This window comes from Pseudomonas sp. RIT-To-2 (assembly GCF_029623465.1).
Lineage (GTDB): Bacteria > Pseudomonadota > Gammaproteobacteria > Pseudomonadales > Pseudomonadaceae > Aquipseudomonas > Aquipseudomonas silvicola.
In genome coordinates, this window is record NZ_JAPYKM010000003.1 from 226,139 (window position 1) to 244,254 (window position 18,116).

At 65.4% G+C, this 18,116-nt stretch carries 16 protein-coding genes; 6 read left to right on the forward strand and 10 right to left on the reverse strand.

The features are described 5' to 3' along the window. Positions 1 to 53 precede the first annotated feature (53 nt). The gene (locus QBK88_RS04460; RefSeq protein WP_277961070.1) at positions 54 to 1,076 is read left to right on the forward strand and encodes a helix-turn-helix domain-containing protein; all 1,023 of its coding nucleotides are present in this window, start codon (positions 54 to 56) and stop codon (positions 1,074 to 1,076) included. Between the two features lie 11 nt (positions 1,077 to 1,087). Here QBK88_RS04460 and QBK88_RS04465 read toward each other — a convergent pair whose 3' ends face one another. Then, a complete protein-coding gene (locus QBK88_RS04465; RefSeq protein WP_277961071.1) occupies positions 1,088 to 1,729 on the reverse strand; it encodes an HD domain-containing protein in 642 nt (213 codons plus the stop codon). 110 nt (positions 1,730 to 1,839) lie between these two features. On the opposite strand from QBK88_RS04465, the gene QBK88_RS04470 reads away from it, so the two are divergent. The 3 genes from QBK88_RS04470 (at position 1,840) to QBK88_RS04480 (ending at position 4,361) form a co-directional block, all read left to right on the forward strand. Next, a complete protein-coding gene (locus tag QBK88_RS04470; protein ID WP_277961072.1) occupies positions 1,840 to 2,793 on the forward strand; it encodes a helix-turn-helix domain-containing protein in 954 nt (317 codons plus the stop codon). 72 nt (positions 2,794 to 2,865) lie between these two features. Further along, positions 2,866 to 3,642, forward strand: a complete 777-nt coding sequence (locus QBK88_RS04475; protein WP_277961073.1) for a class I SAM-dependent methyltransferase — start codon at positions 2,866 to 2,868, stop codon at positions 3,640 to 3,642. Next, positions 3,639 to 4,361: an alpha/beta fold hydrolase gene (locus QBK88_RS04480; RefSeq protein WP_277961074.1), complete on the forward strand. Its 723-nt coding sequence runs from the start codon at positions 3,639 to 3,641 to the stop codon at positions 4,359 to 4,361. Before QBK88_RS04475 ends, QBK88_RS04480 begins: the two co-directional genes overlap by 4 nt. Before the next feature lie 74 nt (positions 4,362 to 4,435). Here QBK88_RS04480 and QBK88_RS04485 read toward each other — a convergent pair whose 3' ends face one another. Genes QBK88_RS04485 through QBK88_RS04495 form a run of 3 tightly spaced genes read right to left on the reverse strand, consistent with a single transcriptional unit; the run spans position 4,436 to position 7,530 of the window. After that, positions 4,436 to 5,872: an MFS transporter gene (locus QBK88_RS04485; RefSeq protein ID WP_277961075.1), complete on the reverse strand. Its 1,437-nt coding sequence runs from the start codon at positions 5,870 to 5,872 to the stop codon at positions 4,436 to 4,438. Between the two features lie 56 nt (positions 5,873 to 5,928). Then, complete coding sequence (gene aroE, locus QBK88_RS04490; RefSeq protein ID WP_277961076.1) at positions 5,929 to 6,744, reverse strand: shikimate dehydrogenase; 816 nt, start codon at positions 6,742 to 6,744, stop codon at positions 5,929 to 5,931. A gap of 21 nt (positions 6,745 to 6,765) precedes the next feature. Next, positions 6,766 to 7,530, reverse strand: coding sequence for a glucose 1-dehydrogenase (locus QBK88_RS04495; protein ID WP_277961077.1), 765 nt, complete (start codon positions 7,528 to 7,530; stop codon positions 6,766 to 6,768). A 129-nt stretch (positions 7,531 to 7,659) separates the two neighbouring features. On the opposite strand from QBK88_RS04495, the gene QBK88_RS04500 reads away from it, so the two are divergent. Beyond that, positions 7,660 to 8,544 carry a LysR substrate-binding domain-containing protein gene (locus QBK88_RS04500; protein WP_268143969.1) on the forward strand — a complete coding sequence of 295 codons (885 nt, stop codon included), beginning with the start codon at positions 7,660 to 7,662 and terminating at the stop codon, positions 8,542 to 8,544. Positions 8,545 to 8,576: 32 nt separating this feature from the next. Here QBK88_RS04500 and msrB read toward each other — a convergent pair whose 3' ends face one another. Continuing rightward, positions 8,577 to 9,089 carry a peptide-methionine (R)-S-oxide reductase MsrB gene (gene msrB, locus QBK88_RS04505; protein ID WP_277961078.1) on the reverse strand — a complete coding sequence of 171 codons (513 nt, stop codon included), beginning with the start codon at positions 9,087 to 9,089 and terminating at the stop codon, positions 8,577 to 8,579. 194 nt (positions 9,090 to 9,283) lie between these two features. Here msrB and QBK88_RS04510 point away from each other — a divergent pair, with 194 nt between their 5' ends. Continuing rightward, complete coding sequence (locus tag QBK88_RS04510; RefSeq protein WP_277961079.1) at positions 9,284 to 10,558, forward strand: sensor domain-containing phosphodiesterase; 1,275 nt, start codon at positions 9,284 to 9,286, stop codon at positions 10,556 to 10,558. A gap of 119 nt (positions 10,559 to 10,677) precedes the next feature. On the opposite strand, the gene QBK88_RS04515 is transcribed toward QBK88_RS04510, so the two are convergent. From QBK88_RS04515 to QBK88_RS04535, 5 genes are read right to left on the reverse strand one after another with little or no spacing between them, the layout of a single operon-like run. Further along, positions 10,678 to 12,285: an ABC transporter ATP-binding protein gene (locus tag QBK88_RS04515; protein ID WP_277961080.1), complete on the reverse strand. Its 1,608-nt coding sequence runs from the start codon at positions 12,283 to 12,285 to the stop codon at positions 10,678 to 10,680. Between the two features lies 1 nt (position 12,286). Further along, on the reverse strand, positions 12,287 to 13,306 hold the full coding sequence (locus tag QBK88_RS04520; protein ID WP_277961081.1) for an ABC transporter permease: 1,020 nt from the start codon (positions 13,304 to 13,306) through the stop codon (positions 12,287 to 12,289). 1 nt (position 13,307) lies between these two features. Next, positions 13,308 to 14,381: a microcin C ABC transporter permease YejB gene (locus QBK88_RS04525; protein WP_277961082.1), complete on the reverse strand. Its 1,074-nt coding sequence runs from the start codon at positions 14,379 to 14,381 to the stop codon at positions 13,308 to 13,310. Between the two features lies 1 nt (position 14,382). Next, positions 14,383 to 16,218 carry an extracellular solute-binding protein gene (locus QBK88_RS04530; RefSeq protein ID WP_277961083.1) on the reverse strand — a complete coding sequence of 612 codons (1,836 nt, stop codon included), beginning with the start codon at positions 16,216 to 16,218 and terminating at the stop codon, positions 14,383 to 14,385. Then, positions 16,215 to 18,044, reverse strand: coding sequence for an extracellular solute-binding protein (locus QBK88_RS04535; RefSeq protein ID WP_277961084.1), 1,830 nt, complete (start codon positions 18,042 to 18,044; stop codon positions 16,215 to 16,217). The genes QBK88_RS04530 and QBK88_RS04535 overlap by 4 nt, the downstream gene beginning before the upstream one ends. Positions 18,045 to 18,116 lie beyond the last annotated feature (72 nt).

Sequence of the window (18,116 nt, forward strand, 5' to 3'; positions counted from 1 at the left end):
GGGGCTATTTCGGCTACCTTAGGGGCTTAGCCGCTGCGCCGGAGCCTCTCCCCATGCCCGCTGTTCAGGACACCCTCGAAATCGCCGTGCTGGCTTACCCCGGCGCACAGGCGGCCGCGGTGCATGGCCTGACTGACCTGTTCGCGGTGGCCAACCGGCTGGCGGCGGCGCAGGGTGGTGGTCGGTTGCCCTTGCGGGTCAGCCACTGGCAGGCCGGCAGCGGGGTCCCCGAGCCGGTTTTCGATAGCCACCCCGGTCATGGCGGCCGGCGGGTCGCGGTAGTGATCCCGCCGTCGCTGGCGGCTCACCCCGACGCTAGCACCGTGTCGGCCTGTTGCCCTTGGCTGATCGAACAGCATGGGCAGGGGGCGATTTTGTCGGCCGTGTGCATCGGTGCCTTCCTGCTGGCGGAAACCAGCCTGCTGGATGGGCGCCGCGTCACCACCCATGCCAGCCAGGCGCGGCAACTGGCCGAGGCTTTTCCTGCACTGAAGGTGGAGGCTGATGCGCCCATCATCGACGACGGTGACCTGATCACCAGCGCCGGCCTGATGGCGTGGGCCGAGGTGGGGTTGCGCCTGGTGGCGCGGTTGCTGGGGGGCAGCGTCGCGCAGCAGACGGCGCACTTTCTGGCCGTGGAGTATCAGGGCCAGGGGGATGGACATTTCAACCCGGTGCTCGGCCATGGCGATAGTGCCGTGCTGAGGCTGCAACACTGGCTGCAGGCCAAGGGCGCGGTGGACGTCAGCATCGCCAGCATGGCGGCCCATGCGGGGCTGGAGGCGCGTACACTGCTGCGCCGTTTTCGCGCGGCCACGGGGTTGAACCCCACGCAGTATTGCCAGCAACTGCGGGTAGGCCGGGCACGGGAAATGCTGGAGTGGACCCATGACACGGTGGACCATATCGCCTGGACGGTGGGGTACCAGGACCCTGCTACCTTCCGCGTCACCTTTCGGCGCATCACCGGCCTTGCGCCAAGCGAATACCGCCGCTGCCACGCACGCCTGTGCAGCAGCGAACCTGGGGGCGACCCCAGCGCCGCGCAACCTCGGGCCCACCGTCTGCACCGCTGACGCGGCCTAGTTCAGGCTTTCCAGCCCGACCCACGGATCACCTGGCAGAAATTGCCGCGCACGAAGGCCGGGTCCTTGTCGGCCAGCACATCAGCCTTGACGTTGCCAAACGTCGTCTCGGGCTTGTGTTTGATGCCGTCGTAGAACGCCTGAATGATGTCTTCCTTGAACTGCGCGCTGCGCGGATGGGCGGCGACGATGGCGTCGCGTTCGGCGTTGCTGTACTGCGGGTAGGTCAGGCCCAGCACGTCCATCTCCACGCCAGCGGTCACCAGTGCCACCACCGGGTGCATGTGCTGGGGAATGCCCGGGGTGGTGTGCAGGGCGATGGCGGTCCAGACGGTGTCGATGTCGTGCTGATCGATGTGGTGGCCCTTGAGAAAGTCGCGGGCGGCGTTGGCGCCGTCCACTTCAAAGCGCTCGCAGGCGCTGCTGCACCGGTGGGTCAGGCCCATGTCATGGAACATGCAACCGGCATACAGCAGCTCGGCATCGAATGTCAGCCCGCGCTTGCGCCCGGCCAGGGCGCCGAAGTAGTACACCCGGCTGGAGTGGTGAAACAGCAATTCCGATTCCGTGTCGCGCACCAGTTCGGTGATTTCGCGGGCCATGGCGGTGTCGGGGATGCGGATGTCGTCGAGGGTGAAGGTCATGATGGGGTGCCTGCGCTGTGAGTGGGTAGGCCCAGTATCCGGTCGTCCGGGTATGGCATCAATCGGCGCCATACGTCATATACTGCCATTTTCCTTCCCGGACGGACCTCATGACCACCATTGCCGTGCTGGCCCTGCCCGGCGTGCAACTGCTCGACGTCAGCGGCCCGCTGGATGTGTTCGCCGAGGCCAACCGCGAGCTCGGCCGTGACCACTACCGTTTGCTGCTGGTGGCGTGTGCCAGCGGCCCGGTGACCAGCTCGTCGGGCGCCCGGCTACTGGCCGACGCCACCACGGCCCAGCCCCTGGCTGGCATCGACACGCTACTGGTCGCCGGCGCCCCCAGCGCCCCGGCCGCCTGGTACAGCACCGCGACCCTGGGGTGGCTGCGCCAGCATGCGGCGCAGGCGCGGCGCTTCGGCTCGGTGTGCACTGGGGCCTTCGCCCTGGCTGCGGCCGGTTTGCTGGACGGACGCCAAGTCACCACCCACTGGGCCCATGCCGCTGCCCTGGCCCAGCGCTACCCGCAGGTAACGGTGGACGCCGATGCTATTCACGTGCGCGACGGCAAGCTGCGCACGGCGGCAGGGGTAACTGCCGGCCTGGACCTGGCCCTGGCGCTGGTGGAAGAAGACCTGGGCGCCGACCTTGCCCGTCGGGTGGCCAGCCAACTGGTGATGTATTTCAAGCGCCCTGGCGGCCAATTGCAGTTCAGCCGCAAGGGCGAGCCGTTGCCCACGGGGCGTTCGGCATTGCAGGAAGTGCAGCGCTACGTGGCCGCGCACCCCGCCGAGGACCACAGCGTCGCGGCCCTGGCCGAGCGTGCCGGCCTCAGTGCCCGGCACTTCGCGCGCCTGTTCCATCAGGAAGTGGGCATCACCCCGGCGGCCTGGGTGGAGCAGGCACGCATACAGGCAGCCCGGGAGCGTTTGGAACAAGGGCAGGCGACGCCCAAGCAGGTGGCGGCGCAATGCGGCTTCGCCAATGCTGATACCTTGCGCAGGGCTTTCGCCAAGGCCGTGGGCGTGAGCCCGGCGGAATACCGCAAGCGGTTTGCCCGCTGAGTGGTCCACGGCTTTGTGCCCGGCGCCGTGGCGGCCTATGATGAAGCCCTTCTGACCGCGAAGGGCCTGAGCATGAGCCTTCACCACGCCGCCGATGGCTACAATACCGCTGCCACGGCCGACACCTATGCCCGAGGGCGCCCGGACTACCCTCCGGTGCTGGACGCCTGGTTGCGCGACACCCTGGGCCTGGACGTCGGCCGCTACGTGCTGGACCTCGGCGCCGGCACCGGAAAATTCACCCCGCGGCTGCTGGCCACGGGCGCCAGGGTAATCGCCGTGGAGCCGGTGGCCGCCATGCGCGCCAAGCTGCACGCCAGCCTTCCCCATGTGCAGGCGCTCGACGGCCGCGCCGATGCCTTGCCATTGCCGGATGCGTCGCTGGACGCGGTGGTCTGTGCCCAGTCATTCCACTGGTTCGCCACGCCCCAGGCACTTGCCGAGATCCGCCGCGTGCTCAAACCGGGCGGGCGCCTGGGCCTGGTGTGGAACCTGCGTGATGCCAGCGTGCCCTGGGTCGCGCGCCTGGACGCCCTCGTCAACCGCTACGAAGGCGACACGCCGCGCTATTACAGCGGTGCGTGGCGCGCAGTGTTCCCGCACCCGGGCTTCGGTCCGCTGCAGGGCCGCGAATTCAGCAACGGCCACACCGGTGATGCGCAAACGGTGATTGTCGACCGTGTACGGTCCACCAGTTTCATTGCCGCGCTGCCTGCTACCGAGCGCGAGCGGGTCGACGCCCAGGTGAGTGAGCTCATCGCCGGTGAACCCTTGCTGGCCGGCAAGGCCCAAGTCACTGTCCCTTACTTGACCGCTGCCTTCTGCGCAGTGAAAACGGAGACTCCATGATCAAACGATTCGCGCTGGCCTTCATGCTGGTGTCGGGCCTGGCCCATGGCGCCGACCCCGTTCTGCACACCGACCTGCCGCTGAACTACCTGGAGCAGGCGCCCACGGTGACCCGCGACAAGCCGCTGGTGATCTTCCTGCACGGCTATGGCAGCAATGAAAGCGACCTGTTCGGTTTGCGTGATCAATTACCCGAGGGCTACACCTACCTCTCTGTGCGCGCCCCGCAAACCCTGGAGGAGGGCAGCTACCAGTGGTTCCACAAACAGGGTGACGGCGCCTATGACGGCGTCACCACGGAGCTGGCCAGCAGCCGTCAGACCTTGCATGACTTCATCGACAAAGCCATCGACAAGTACCACACCAAACCGTCGAAAGTGGTGCTGGTGGGCTTCAGCCAAGGCGCGATCATGAGCTACGAACTGGGCCTGCGCGAACCGCAGTCGGTCAAGGGCATCGCTGTGTTGAGTGGCAAGATCCTGCCGGTGTTGCAGAAAGAATTGAAGCAGAGCAAGGAACTGGAGTCGCTATCGATCTTCATCGGCCACGGCATGGATGACCCGCGTCTCCCGTTCACCGATGCCAGCGAGGCCCAGCGTATCCTGCATGAACTGGGGCTGACCCCGGACTTCCACGCCTATGCCGATTTGGGGCACTCGATCAGCAAGACTGAAATCGAAGACCTGAATGCGTGGTTGGGGGATGTGCTGGCGCCGTGACGCCAGGCTTGCTGAATGGAGCCTGCCCTGCAGGCGCTGGCTTGCCAGCCAGCGCCTGCACCGGGCCGGTTGTCTCAGGAGTGGCGCACCGGAATAGCGTGATGGTGTGCTTGTACAGCCTCATCGGCCTTCGCCACTTCCCACGCATCCCGCGGCTCGTCCAGGTCGCGGTTCAAGGTCTCTGGCGTCTTGAACGTGGTGTACAGCGTGGTCAGGGTCAGCAGCGCCAGGTAGCAGGCAATCGGCACCCAGGCGCCAATACCGGCGTTGCTGTCGCCTTCATGGGTGGCCATGACCACGGCGATGATCCCCGCGCCGATCATCGGCGCGATACCGCCGGCAATCACGGCAGACGCCTCGCGGGCGATGGACACGCCCATGTAGCGGTGCCGTGAACCGAACAACTCCGGCATCAGCGCCGCCTGGGTGCCGAACATGCCCCAGGTACCGATGCCCAGGGCAATGGAGATGGCGACGATGCTGGCGACGATGTTGCCCTGGCTCAGTACCCACCATACCGGGAAGGCCAGCGCCAGTTGCAGCAAGGCGAAGGCGCGGTACACCACCACGCGGCCGAAACGGTCACTGAGCTTGCCAGCGATGGGCACGGTGAGCGCGCCCAGGCTGGCGGCGCAGATCAGGGTCAGCACGCCCACCGGGCCCTTGAGGCCGACCACGCCGACGATGTAGCTCACGGCCAGGGCCTGGTAGATGGACGAACCACCGTTTTCAGCCAGGCGCAGGCCGATGCCGATCAGCAGGGTGGGTTTGGAGTAGGTCATGGCGCTTTTCAGCGGGTTGGCGCATTCCCGTTTCTGTGCCTTGAGGCGGATGAACGTGGGCGACTCCTTGAGGCGCAGGCGCATGTACAGGCCCAGGGCGACGATCACCACGCTGATGAAGAATGGCACCCGCCACAGGTAAGTCTGGGTAATGTTGTCGTTGCCGCTGACCACCAGAAAATACACCAGCGCTGCCAGGATAGTGCCCAGCTGAATGCCCAGGAACGGCAGCGCCGCATAGAAGCCGCGACGGCCCTTGGGGGCGTACTCGGTCATCATCACCGCCGCGCCCGCCTGTTCGGCGCCAGCGCCCAGGCCCTGCAGCAAGCGCAGCACCACCAGCAGCACCGGCGCCAGGTAGCCCACCTGGTGGAAGGTAGGCAAGGCGCCGATCAGGGTGCTCGACAGCCCCATCAGCAGCACCGTGGAGGACAGCACCACCTTGCGCCCCACGCGGTCACCGATCAGCCCGAACACCACCCCGCCCAGCGGGCGGATGGCGAAGCCGAGGAAGTAGGTGCCGAAACTGGCGATCAGGCTCATGGCGCGGGTCTGCTCGGGGAAGAACAGCGGCCCGAAGATCAACGCCGAGGCCAGGGTGTACAGGGCGAAGTCGTAGTATTCCAGGGCGCTGCCCAGGGAACAGGCCCAGGCGGCGCGGTGCAGGTCTTTCTTCACCTGTGGGTCAGGCGTTTCAACGGTGTCGGACGGGGAGCGGGCGAGGGTCATGATCGTTCCTCCAGGCGCCTTCATGGCGTCTTGTTATTGATAGGCAACCGGTTGGGTTACAGGTTCAACCGCTGAATTTCCTGGAGCATGGCCTGCTCCATGACGTCGATGGGCGCGTCGTGCCCTGTGTACAGTTCGATCTGCCGGCAGGCCTGGTGCACCAGCATGCGCGTGCCGGCGACGGTGCCGCAACCCAGGGCGCGGGCCTGGCGCAGCAGGGCGGTCTGCACCGGTATGAAGGCCACGTCCATGACGATCAGGTGGCTGGCCAGGCGGCCGTCCAGCGGGTTGCTGTCTGGCTGTTTGAAGCCCACCGAGGTGGCGTTGATGACGATGTCGTAGTCCTTGGCGGCGAAGCGCTCGACACTGCCGCCCCAGCGCGCGCCCAGGGACTGGGCCAGTTCGCTGCCGCGTTCGGCGCTGCGGTTGAACACGGTAACCTGGGCGTCGGCCTTCAGGCAGCCGTATACCACCGCGCGGGCGGCGCCACCGGCCCCTACCACGGCGATGCGCTTGTCTTTGAGGCGGGTCACTTCCTGCAGGGCACGCACGGCACCCAGGTAGTCAGTGTTGTAGCCGGTCAGCACGCCGTCGACGTTGTTGATGGTGTTGACCGCGCCGATTACCTGGGCCGACTCGTCAATGGCGTCCAGGTGGGGCATCACTGCCTGCTTGTACGGCATGGACACGTTCATGCCGCGCACGCCCAGGGTGCGGATCGCGCCCACGGCGGCCACCGGGTCTTCGACGCCGAAGCACACGAAGGTGTAGTCCAGGCCCAGGGCCGCGTAGGCGGCGTTGTGGATCTTGGCCGAGAGGGAAAACGGTGAGCCCATGATCGAGCCGCACAGGGTAGGGAGTGATTGAGGCATGGTGGCATCCTTGTGAAGTAATCAGACGACGCTGGTCAGGCCGCCGTCGACGAACAGGGTCTGGCCGTTGATGAAGTCGGCCGCTGGCGAGGCGAGAAACACCGCCGCGCCGCACAGTTCCTCGACCTTGCCCCAGCGCCCGGCCGGGGTGCGTTTTACCAGCCATTGGTCAAAGGCGGGGTCGTCGGCCAAGGCCTGGTTCAGTTCAGTGCGAAAGTAACCGGGGGCCAGGGCATTGATCTGCAGGCCGTGGCCGGCCCAGTCGGCGCACATGCCGCGGGTGAGCATGCGCACCGCGCCCTTGCTGGCCGCGTAAGGGGCGATGGAAGGGCGGGCCAGTTCGCTCTGCACCGAGGCAATATTGATGATCTTGCCGTGGCCGCGGGCAATCATGTGCCGGGCCACGGCCTTGGACACATTGAACACGCCGTCCAGGTTAGTGCTCATCAGGCGGTGCCAATCCTGCTGGCTGAAGTCCTGCAGCGCCTGGCGGTGCTGGATGCCGGCGTTGTTGACGAGGATGTCGAGGGGGCCCAGGCGTTGTTCCAGGGCATCGACGGCCTGGGCGGTGGCGTCGTGGTCGGCAACGTCGAATACGGCGTATTCGGCGTTCAGGCCTTCGTCACGCAGCAGTGCGCAGGCGGCCTGGGCGCGTTCGGCATCGCGGCCGTTGAGCACCACGTGGGCGCCGGCCTGGGCCAGGCCGCGGGCCAATGCCAGGCCGATGCCGCGTACGCTGCCGGTGAGCAGCGCCCGGCGCCCGTTCAGGCGAAAGCTGTCGATCATGCACGTCTCCCGGTATTGGATTTATGAGTTCAGGGATGACCCTACTGTCGACCCCTACCCCCCGTGCGTGCCAATCGTTTATGGTGATGCCGTGATCACCATTCATGATCACCAGCTAGGGGAGGCTGCATGGAACTCAAACACTTGCGCGCGTTCGTGGCGGTGGCCGAGGAGCTGCACTTTGGCCGTGCGGCCGAGCGCCTGCATATCGTCCAGCCAGCGCTCAGCGCGCAGATCCGCGGGCTGGAAGAGGACGTAGGCGCGCAGCTGTTCGAGCGCGACCGCCATGGCGTGGAACTGACCGAAGAGGGCGCGTTGTTCTTGCCCGAGGCACTGGCCACTTTGCGCCAGGCCGGGCGCGCGCGGGAAGTGCTGCAACAGGCCGCGGCCGGCGAAGTCGGGGTGCTGCGCCTGGCGTTCGTGTCCTCGGTGCTGTCGCACTTGCTGCCGGCGCTGGTGCGCACCCTGGAACAGCGCTTCCCGCGCATCGAGCTGGAACTCAAGGACATGCCTTCGTTGCTGCAGGCCAGGGCGCTGCAGGACAACGCCCTGGACTTTGGCCTGGTGCGCCTGCCATTGAGCGCGCCGGGGTTGTACACGCGCATGTTGTTCGAAGAGTCGCTGGTGGTGGCGGTGCCCGAGGCCGACCCGCTGGCCAAGGTGCGCCGGGTGCAGCCCCAGGACCTGGCCGGGCGCCCGGCACTGGTGTTGGCGCGCAAATATGCGCCGGGGCTGCATGACCAGATGCTGGTGGGTTTTCAACGGCGCAAGGTGACGCTGACCATCGCCCGGGAAATGGGTGAATTCACCACCTTGCTGGCGCTGGTGGCGGCGGGGCTGGGTGTGGGCATCGTGCCGGCGGGCGCGGCCTCGGCGCTGCCGGCCGGGGTCGTCACCCGGCCTTTGGCAGTGGCCATGAGCGGCGCGGGTATCGGTGTGGCCTGGACGGGGCTGGAAAGCCCGCGCAAGCGGGCGTTGATGCAGGTGCTGGATGAGCTGTATCCGCCTGCCTGATGGGGCGCGCTGTTTCCGGGCGTCGCCCGGTCCTACGCGGTACCTGCGACGAACACCATGGCTACCCCATTCATGCAATAGCGCAACCCTGTGGGGGCTGGGCCATCGTCAAACACATGCCCCAGATGCCCGCCACACCGGTGGCAATGCACTTCATTGCGCTCCATGCCCAGGCTGCTGTCACGGCTGACATTCACGGCCCCCGCCAATGGCGCGGTAAAGCTCGGCCAGCCCGTGCCACTGTCGAACTTGGTGCTGGATGAGAACAGGGGCAGTTGGCACCCCGCGCACGCGAACCGCCCGCTGCGGTGCTCATTATTCAGCGGGCTGCTGAACGGCCGCTCGGTGCCGGCACGGCGCAGTACGTCGAATTGATCGTCATTGAGCAGTTGGTGCCACTGGTCGTCACTGTGGCGCACCTCGAATACCTCGTTCGCGGCCGGCTCGGCTGCCATGGCCAGGCGAAAGCGCCCGCTCATCAGGGCGAACGCGCCCAGGGACGTGACGGCGGCGGCCTGGATCAGAAACCATCGTCTGGATTGCATGTGGGGTCTCCTGGTGAGCGAACGGATAGCCAGAGTCTCGGCTTCTGCGCTTCCCCAAGTCCTCACGCAGGGTTAAACGTTTTGTGACGCCTTTGGCAATTTCCCTGCATTTCGTCCGGAAAAATACCGACGGTAGACGTAAAACCCGTTTTGCGGTCCTAGAATCTGTGGATCCAGGGATTCAGGAGGGCGTCATGGACATGTCAGCTGACCAACTCGCCAGTGTGGTTACCCTCAAGACCGCCGCGCCCACGGGCACCGGCTGCATCGACAAAGTGCTGCGGGCCTTGCGCACCCATCTGGGCATGGACGTGGCCTTCGTCTCGCAATTTCGAACCACGGACCGTGTATTCGTCAACGTCGACACCGATGGCGAGGGCCCGATAAAGCCGGGTGATTGCTTGTCGCTGGACGTTGGCTATTGCCTGCGGGTGGTGGAGGGCGTGTTGCCTGAACTGATCGCCGACACCGCCGACTACCCCGTGGCCATGGAACTGCCCGAAACCCTGGCGTTGCCCATCGGCTCGCACCTGAGCGTGCCCATTTACCTCAGCGATGGTCGGCTGTACGGCACCTTCTGCTGCTTCGGCTACAGCGCCGACGACAGCCTCAACCAGCGTGACTTGCTGGTGATGAAGGTCTTCGCCGAACTGATCGCCGACCGCATCGAAGGCGACCTCACCCAGGTACGCGACCGCGTGGCCAAGCACCGGCGCATCTCCGCGGTGCTGTCCAGCAACCAGCCATCCATCGTCTACCAACCGATTTTCGACTTCCACGGCATGGCCATCTGTGGGTGGGAGTGCCTGTCACGCTTCAATGTCGAACCCATCCGCAGCCCGGACCAGTGGTTCAACGAAGCGGCGGACGCGGGCCTGGGCGTGGAGCTGGAATGCCACGCCATCGCCGCCGCGCTGCGCGGCATGGACGCCTTGCCCTCGGGCACCTACCTGACCATCAACTGCTCACCGCAACTGATGCTCAGCGGCCGCCTGACCGACCTGCTCAGCCCGTGCCCGGCCAGCCGCCTGGTGCTGGAGATCACCGAGCATGCTGTGGTCAGCGACTACACCGGGCTGATCAAGGCCCTCAAACCCCTGCGCCAGAACGGCGTGCGGGTCGCCATCGACGATGCTGGCGCCGGTTACGCCAGCATGCGCCACATCCTGCAACTGCGCCCGGACATGATCAAACTGGACATGAGCCTGACCCAGAACATCGACACCGACCCGCAGAAACGCGCCATGGCGTCGGCCTTGATCGCCTTTGCCCGCGAGACCGGCAGCACCATCGTGGCTGAAGGCGTGGAGACCCAGTCCGAGCTGGAAGCCTTGCGGTTGCTTGGGGCCAACAAGGTGCAGGGATATCTGTTGGGGCGGCCGCTGGCATTGCAGGATGCGCTGGCGCTGGTGGAGCGGGTGGCGGTGAATAGCCTGGATGAGGCGCAGCCGAGGGTGACGTCGGGATGAGGGACGGCACCTCCATCTCCAGCGCCATCTCCAGCGCCAGGCGATAGTGCGGCAGCGCCCTTGAGATCGAGCGCCGTCCGCACGGCGCTTCCCTGGCGAGGGCTCGGCGCCCCCTGCGCCTACTGGCCGTGCGGCGCCAGGAACGCAGCCTCCAGCAGTTGCTGCGTGTAGGGATGCTGCGGGGCGGCGAACACCTGCGCCGCCGGCCCCTGTTCCAGCACTTGCCCACCCTTGATCACCATCAACTGGTGACTCAACGCCTTGACCACCGCCAGGTCATGGCTGATGAACAGGTACGTCAGGTTGTACTTGAGTTGCAACGAGCGCAGCAGCTCCACCACCTGCCGCTGCACCGTGCGGTCCAGCGCCGAGGTGGGTTCGTCGAGCACGATCAGTGCCGGCTTGAGCACCAGGGCGCGGGCGATGGCGATGCGCTGGCGCTGGCCGCCGGAGAATTCGTGAGGGTAGCGGTGGCGGCTGTCGGGGTCCAGGCCGACTTCCAGCAAAGCCTGGATGATGGCCTGCTCCTGGTCCTCGGGGGTGCCGATGCCATGGATGCGCAGGCCTTCACCGACGATCTGCGCCACGCTCATGCGCGGGCTGAGGCTGCCAAAGGGGTCCTGGAAGACAACCTGCATCTGCCGGCGCAGCGGGCGGATCTGTTCGCGGCTGAGGCCGTCCACCGCCTGGCCATGAAAGCGGATACTGCCTTGGCTGGAGATCAGCCGCAGGATGGCCAGGCCCAGGGTGGATTTGCCCGAGCCGCTTTCGCCGACGATGCCCAGGGTCTGGCCGCGCGGAACGCTGAAACGGATGCCATCCACCGCCTTGACGTGGTCGACGGTGCGCTTGAAGAAGCCTTTCTTGATGGGGAACCACACCTTCAGGTCATCGACTTCCAGCATCGTTTCGCCGGCCACGGTGGCGGCCGGTTCGCCCCGCGGTTCAGCGCCCAGCAGTTCACGGGTGTAGGGGTGTTGCGGGGCGCTGAACAGTTGCTCGCAGTCACCCTGTTCGACAATGCAGCCCTGTTTCATCACGCACACCCGCTGGGCCACGCGCCGCACCAGGTTGAGGTCGTGGGTGATCAGCAGCAATGCCATGCCCAGGCGTTGCTGCAGGGACTTGAGCAGTTCGAGGATTTTCAGCTGCACGGTCACGTCCAGGGCCGTGGTCGGCTCGTCGGCGATCAGCAGTTCAGGCTCGTTGGCCAGGGCCATGGCGATCATCACCCGCTGGCGCTGGCCGCCGGACAGCTCGTGGGGCAGGGCCTTGAGGCGCTGGCGTGGCTGGGGAATGCCGACCATGTCCAGCAGTTCCAGGGTACGCGCGGTTGCGGCCTTGCCGGTCAGGCCCTTGTGCAGCCCCAGCACTTCGTTGATCTGCTTTTCGATGCTGTGCAGCGGGTTTAGCGACGTCATGGGCTCCTGGAAGATCATGGCGATGCGGTTGCCACGAATCTGCCGCAGGCGCTTTTCGTCCATGCGCAGCAGGTCCTGGCCTTCATACGTCACGGTGCCGCTGGGGTGGCTGGCGATGGGGTAGGGCAACAGGCGCAGGATGGAATGCGCGGTCACTGATTTGCCCGAGCCGCTTTCGCCCACCAGGGCCAGGGTCTCGCCGCGACGGATGTCGAAGCTCACGCCTTCCACCACCCGCGACGAGCGTTCGTTGGTGTCGAACTGGACCGCCAGGTCACGTATTTCGATCAGGTTGTCGGGGTGCATGTCATTTCCTCGGGTCGAACGCGTCACGGGCAGCTTCGCCGATGAACACCAGCAGGCTGAGCATCAGGGCCAGCACGGCGAAGGCACTGATGCCCAGCCACGGCGCCTGCAGGTTGGATTTACCCTGGGACACCAGTTCGCCCAGCGATGGCGACCCGGCCGGCAGGCCGAAGCCCAGAAAGTCCAGGGCGGTGAGGGTGCCGATGGCGCCAGTGAGGATGAAGGGCAGGAAGGTCATGGTCGAGACCATGGCGTTGGGCAGAATGTGCTGGAACATGATGCTGCTGTCACGCATGCCCAGGGCGCGGGCCGCGCGTACGTATTCCAGGTTGCGCCCGCGCAGGAATTCGGCGCGTACCACGTCCACCAGGCTCATCCAGGAAAACAGCAGCATGATGCCCAGCAACCACCAGAAGTTGGGCTGTACGAAACTGGCCAGGATGATCAGCAGGTACAGCACCGGCAGGCCCGACCACACTTCCAGGAAGCGTTGCCCGGCCAGGTCGACCCAGCCGCCATAGAAGCCCTGCAGGGCACCGGCGATCACGCCGATGATGGAGCTGAGGATGGTCAGGGTCAGGGCAAACAGCACCGACACGCGGAAGCCGTAGATCACCCGTGCCAGCACGTCCCGGCCCTGGTCGTCGGTGCCCAGCCAGTTCTGTGCCGACGGCGGCGCGGGGGCGGGCACTTTCAGGTCGTAGTTGATGCTCTGGTAGCTGAACGGGATGGGGGCCCACAGGCTCCAGCTGTGCTTGGCGGCGAGCAGTTGCTGGATGTAGGGGCTCTTGTAGTTGGCCTCCAGCGGGAATTCGCCGCCGAAGGTGGTTTCCGGGTAGCGCTCGAAGGCCGGGAAGTACCAGCCGCCGTCGTAATGCAGGGCCAGGGGCTTGTCGTTGGCGATCAGTTCGGCGCCAAGGCTGGCCACGAACAGAATCACGAACAGCCACAGCGACCACCAGCCGCGCTTGTTGGCCTTGAACCGCTGCAGGCGGCGCTGGTTGAGGGGGGACAGGCTCATCTCAATGCTCCCTGCGTTCGAAGTCGATGCGTGGGTCGACCAGGCTGTAGGTCAGGTCGCCAATCAGTTTCACCAGCAACCCCAGCAGGGTGAAGATGAACAGGGTGCCGAACACCACCGGGTAGTCGCGGTTCACCGCGGCCTCGAAACTCATCAGGCCCAGGCCGTCGAGGGAGAAGATGACCTCCACCAGCAGCGAGCCGGTGAAGAAGATGCCAATGAAGGCCGACGGGAAGCCGGCGATCACCAGCAGCATGGCGTTGCGGAACACGTGGCCGTACAGCACGCGGCGGTTGCTCAGGCCCTTGGCCTTGGCCGTGACCACGTACTGCTTGCCGATTTCGTCCAGGAAGCTGTTCTTGGTGAGGAAGGTCATGGTCGCGAAGTTGCCGATCACCAGTGCCGTCACGGGCAAGGCCAGGTGCCAGAAGTAGTCCAGCAGCTTGCCGCCCAGGCTCAGTTCTTCGAAGTTGCTGGAGGTCAGGCCACGCAACGGGAACCAGTCCAGGTAGCTGCCGCCGGCGAACACCACGATCAGCAGAATCGCGAACAGGAACGCCGGAATAGCGTAGCCGACGATGATCGCCGAGCTGGTCCATACATCGAAATGGGTGCCGTGGCGGGTGGCCTTGGCGATGCCCAGGGGGATGGAGACCAGGTACATGATCAAGGTGCTCCACAGCCCCAGGGACACCGACACCGGCATTTTTTCCAGGATCAGGTCGGTGACCTTGGCGTCGCGAAAGAAGCTGGAGCCGAAGTCGAAGTGGGCGTAGTTCTTGATCATCAACCACAGGCGTTCGGGGGCCGACTTGTCGAAGCCGTACTGCTTTTCGATTTCCTTGATCAGCGCCGGGTCCAGGCCCTGGGCACCGCGGTAGCTGGAGCCGCCCATGGACACTTCCGCACCGCCGCCAGCGAAGCGGCTGGTGGCGCCCTCGAAGCCTTCGAGCTTGGCGATGGCCTGTTCCACCGGGCCGCCGGGGGCCGCCTGGATGATCAGGAAGTTGATGATCAGGATGCCGAACAGTGTGGGAATGATCAGCAGCAGGCGTTTGCAGATATAGGCCAGCATCTCAGCGCTCCTTGCCAGGCGAGTCGGTACCGGTGCTCACCGGGACGGCCGGTGTCACGTCGGGCTTGGCCCACCAGGTCATGGTGCCCACGTCATAGCGCGGCGACACGGCAGGGTGGCCCAGATGGTTCCAGTAGGCCACGCGCCAGGTCTTGATGTGCCAGTTGGGCACCAGGAAGTAGTTCCACAGCAGCACCCTGTCCAGGGCGTGGGCGTGGCTGACCAGGCTTTTTCGGGTCTCGGCGTTGATCAGGCTTTCAGTGAGCTGGTCGATGGCCGGGTCCTTGATGCCGATCCAGTTGTAGCTGCCGGAGCGGTCGGCGCTGGCCGACTCCCAGAACTCGCGCTGTTCGTTGCCCGGCGAGTCGGACTGCGGGAAGCTGGAGACCATCATGTCGAAGTCCCGCGAACGGCGGCGGGTGACGTACTGGGAGGCGTCCACGCGGCGCAGCACCAGCTCGATGCCCAGGTCCGCCAGGTTGCGCTTGTAGGGCAGCAGCACCCGTTCGAACTCGGGCTGGGCCAGCAGGAACTCGATGCTCACCGGCTTGCCGGTGGTGTCCACCATGCGGTCGTTGACCACGTGCCAGCCGGCGTCCAGCAGCAGTTTGTACGCCTGGCGCTGTTGGTCGCGGATCATGCCGCTGCCGTCGGTGACCGGGTTCTTGAACGGCGTGGTGAACACCGCATCAGGGATCTTGCCGCGCAGCGGTTCGAGTATTTTCAGCTCGTCGGCATCAGGCAGGCCGGAGGACGCCAGGTCGGAGTTTTCGAAATAACTGTCGGTGCGGGTATAGGCGCCGTTGAACAACTGGCGGTTGGTCCATTCGAAATCCAGCATCAGGCCCAGGGCCTGGCGCACGCGCACGTCCTGGAACAGTGGCCGGCGCAGGTTGAAGATAAAGCCCTGCATGCCCACCGGGTTGCCGTTGGGCAGTTCTTCCTTGATCAGGCGTTTTTCGCGCACGGCCGGAATGTCATAGGCGGTGGCCCAGTTCTTCGCGGTCATTTCCAGCCAGTAGTCGAAAGCACCGGCCTTCAGCGCTTCCAGGGCCACGTTGTTGTCGCGGTAGTAGTCGGTGGTCAGCACATCGAAGTTGTACGAGCCGCGGTTGATGGGCAGGTCCTTGGCCCAGTAGTCCTTGACCCGCTCGTAGCGGATCGAGCGCCCGGCGTTCACGGCCGCCACCTTGTAGGGGCCACTGCCCAGCGGGGGCTCGAGGCCGCTGCGGTTGAAGTCGCGGGTGGCCCAGTAGTGCTTGGGCAGTACCGGCAGTTGCCCGAGGATCAATGGCAGCTCGCGGTTGTCCCGGGTCTTGAAGTCGAAGCGCACTTGCAGCGGGTTTTCCTCGACCACGTCGGCGACCCCGGCGTAATAGGTGCGGTACAGCGGCGAGCCGTCTTTCATCAGGGTGTTGAACGTAAACACCACGTCTTCGGCGCGCATCGGGTGGCCATCGTGGAAGCGGGCTTCGGGGCGCAGGGTGAAACGCACCCAGCTGTTGTCCGGCGCTTTCTCGATGGTCTTGGCTACCAGGCCATATTCGGTCAGCGGTTCGTCCAGGCTCTGGCGCGCCAGGGTGTCGTAGATCATGCTGATGTCGCCTTCCGGCACGCCCTTGCTGATGAACGGGTTGAGGCTGTCGAAGCCGCCGGAGCCGGCCGTGCGGAAGGTGCCGCCCTTCGGTGCGTCGGGGTTCACGTAGTCGAAGTGCTGGAAATTGGCCGGGTACTTCGGGGCTTCGTTGTACAGGGTCACGGCGTGTTGCGGGGCGGCATGGGCCAGTCCGCTCAGCAACAGGCCGCACACGGGCAGCAGGGCGCGCAGGCGCGTCATGGCAGGGTCTCCACGGGCTTGAGCCACCACGTGTTCAGCCCCAGGGTGTAGGGCGGCGTGGTGACGAAAGCGAAACGGTTGCGGTAGGCCAGACGATGGGCGTCCAGGTACCAATTGGGAATCATGTAGTGTTCGAACAGCAGCACGCGGTCCAGGGCGCGCGCGGCGGCCACCTGGTCATCGCGGCTCTGGGCGGCCAGCAAGTCGTCGAGCAGGTGGTCGACCACCGGGTTGGCGATGCCGGCGTAGTTCTTGCTGCCCTTGACGGTGGCCTGGCTGGAGTGGAAGTACTGCCACTGCTCAAGGCCGGGGCTGAGCGTCTGGTTGAGGGTCATCAGAATCATGTCGAAGTCGAACTGGTCCAGCCGCTGCTTATACTGGGCGCGGTCCACGGTACGCAAGCGGGCATCCACCCCCAGGCTTCGCAGGTTTTCGACATAAGGTTGCAGGATCCTTTCCAGGCCGGGGTTCACCAGCAGCAATTCCAGGCGCAGGGGCTGGCCCTGTGCACCGAGCAGGCGCTGGCCGGACAACGTCCATCCCGCGTCGGCCAGTAGACCCAGGGCACGGCGCAGGGTTTCACGGGGAATGCCATGGCCGTCGGTCTGCGGCACCGTGAACGGGTGGGTGAACAGGGCGGCGGGCAGTTGCGCGCGGTAGGGGGCCAGCAGCAGGAATTCCTTGCCGGTGGGCAGGCCGCTGGCGCTGAACTCGCTGTTGGGGTAGTAACTGGTGGCGCGCTGGTAAGCGCCATTGAACAGCGCGCTGTTGGTCCATTCGAAATCCAGCAGCAGGCCCAGGGCCTCACGCACGCGTACATCGGCCAGGGCCGGGCGGCGGCTGTTCATGAACAGGCCCTGGGTCTGGGTGGGTATCTGGTGGTGGATCTGCGCCTTCACCACCTCACCGCGCCGCACCGCAGGGTAGTCGTAGCCATTGGCCCAGTTCTTGGCCTGGTGCTCCAGGTAGATATCGAATTCACCCGCCTTGAACGCCTCGAAGGCCACGTCGTTGTCGCGGTAGAACTCAACATCCACGCGGTCGAAGTTGTACTTGCCGCGGTTCACGGCCAGGTCCTGGCCCCACCAGTCCTTGACCCGCTCGAACACCAGGCGCCGGCCTGGCACTACCTGGGTGATGCGGTAGGGGCCGCTGGTCACGGGCGGTTCGAAAGTGGTGGCCTGGAAGTCGCGGCCTTTCCAGTAGTGTTCCGGCAGGATCGGCAGTTCGCCCATGCGCAGGATCAGCAGCGGGTTGGCGCTGCGGCGGAACACGAAACGGATGCGCCGTGGGCCCAGGATATCTACCCGTTGCACTTCCTGCAGGCTGGTGCGGTACAAGGGGTGGCCTTGGGTGAGCAGGGTGCGGTAGGAAAACGCCACATCGCGGGCGGTGATCGGCTGGCCGTCGTTGAAGTGGGCCTCTGGGCGCAGGTTGAACACCACCCAACTGCGGTCTTCGCTGTATTCCACGCTCTGGGCGATCAGGCCGTAGCTGGACGTGGGTTCATCGCCCGACGGGTCGTATTGCCCCGTGCCGACCATCAAGGGTTCGTTGAGCTCGCTGACCCCGTACTGGATGAAGTTCGGTGTGCTGACGGGGCTCGTGCCCTTGAAGGTGTAAGGGTTCAGAGTATCGAAAGTGCCAAAGGCCATCACCCGCAAGGTACCGCCCTTGGGTGCCTGGGGGTTGGCCCAGTCGAAATGGCTGAAGGTGGCGGGGTACTTGAGCGTGCCGAATTGGGCATAGCCATGGCTTTCGAACACCGTCGCGCCAGCGTGACAGCTCAAGACCAGTCCAAGTGTGAGCAGCAGGGGCGAACGCATCAAGTCAGAGATCCGGTTTATTACCGGTACAGTAACAGTTTGCAGGGGCTGGAAGAAGGGTTCGCGCGCAAG

Bases quoted from the DNA above. Each gene is read 5' to 3' on its own strand.
- msrB (WP_277961078.1), bottom strand. From the start codon at position 9,089: ATGCAATCCAGACGATGGTTTCTGATCCAGGCCGCCGCCGTCACGTCC.
- QBK88_RS04500 (WP_268143969.1), top strand. From the start codon at position 7,660: ATGGAACTCAAACACTTGCGCGCGTTCGTGGCGGTGGCCGAGGAGCTG.
- QBK88_RS04480 (WP_277961074.1), top strand. From the start codon at position 3,639: ATGATCAAACGATTCGCGCTGGCCTTCATGCTGGTGTCGGGCCTGGCC.
- QBK88_RS04465 (WP_277961071.1), bottom strand. From the start codon at position 1,729: ATGACCTTCACCCTCGACGACATCCGCATCCCCGACACCGCCATGGCC.
- QBK88_RS04535 (WP_277961084.1), bottom strand. From the start codon at position 18,044: ATGCGTTCGCCCCTGCTGCTCACACTTGGACTGGTCTTGAGCTGTCAC.
- QBK88_RS04475 (WP_277961073.1), top strand. From the start codon at position 2,866: ATGAGCCTTCACCACGCCGCCGATGGCTACAATACCGCTGCCACGGCC.
- QBK88_RS04525 (WP_277961082.1), bottom strand. From the start codon at position 14,381: ATGCTGGCCTATATCTGCAAACGCCTGCTGCTGATCATTCCCACACTG.
- QBK88_RS04460 (WP_277961070.1), top strand. From the start codon at position 54: ATGCCCGCTGTTCAGGACACCCTCGAAATCGCCGTGCTGGCTTACCCC.
- QBK88_RS04510 (WP_277961079.1), top strand. From the start codon at position 9,284: ATGGACATGTCAGCTGACCAACTCGCCAGTGTGGTTACCCTCAAGACC.
- QBK88_RS04515 (WP_277961080.1), bottom strand. From the start codon at position 12,285: ATGCACCCCGACAACCTGATCGAAATACGTGACCTGGCGGTCCAGTTC.
- QBK88_RS04530 (WP_277961083.1), bottom strand. From the start codon at position 16,218: ATGACGCGCCTGCGCGCCCTGCTGCCCGTGTGCGGCCTGTTGCTGAGC.
- aroE (WP_277961076.1), bottom strand. From the start codon at position 6,744: ATGCCTCAATCACTCCCTACCCTGTGCGGCTCGATCATGGGCTCACCG.
- QBK88_RS04495 (WP_277961077.1), bottom strand. From the start codon at position 7,530: ATGATCGACAGCTTTCGCCTGAACGGGCGCCGGGCGCTGCTCACCGGC.
- QBK88_RS04485 (WP_277961075.1), bottom strand. From the start codon at position 5,872: ATGACCCTCGCCCGCTCCCCGTCCGACACCGTTGAAACGCCTGACCCA.
- QBK88_RS04470 (WP_277961072.1), top strand. From the start codon at position 1,840: ATGACCACCATTGCCGTGCTGGCCCTGCCCGGCGTGCAACTGCTCGAC.
- QBK88_RS04520 (WP_277961081.1), bottom strand. From the start codon at position 13,306: ATGAGCCTGTCCCCCCTCAACCAGCGCCGCCTGCAGCGGTTCAAGGCC.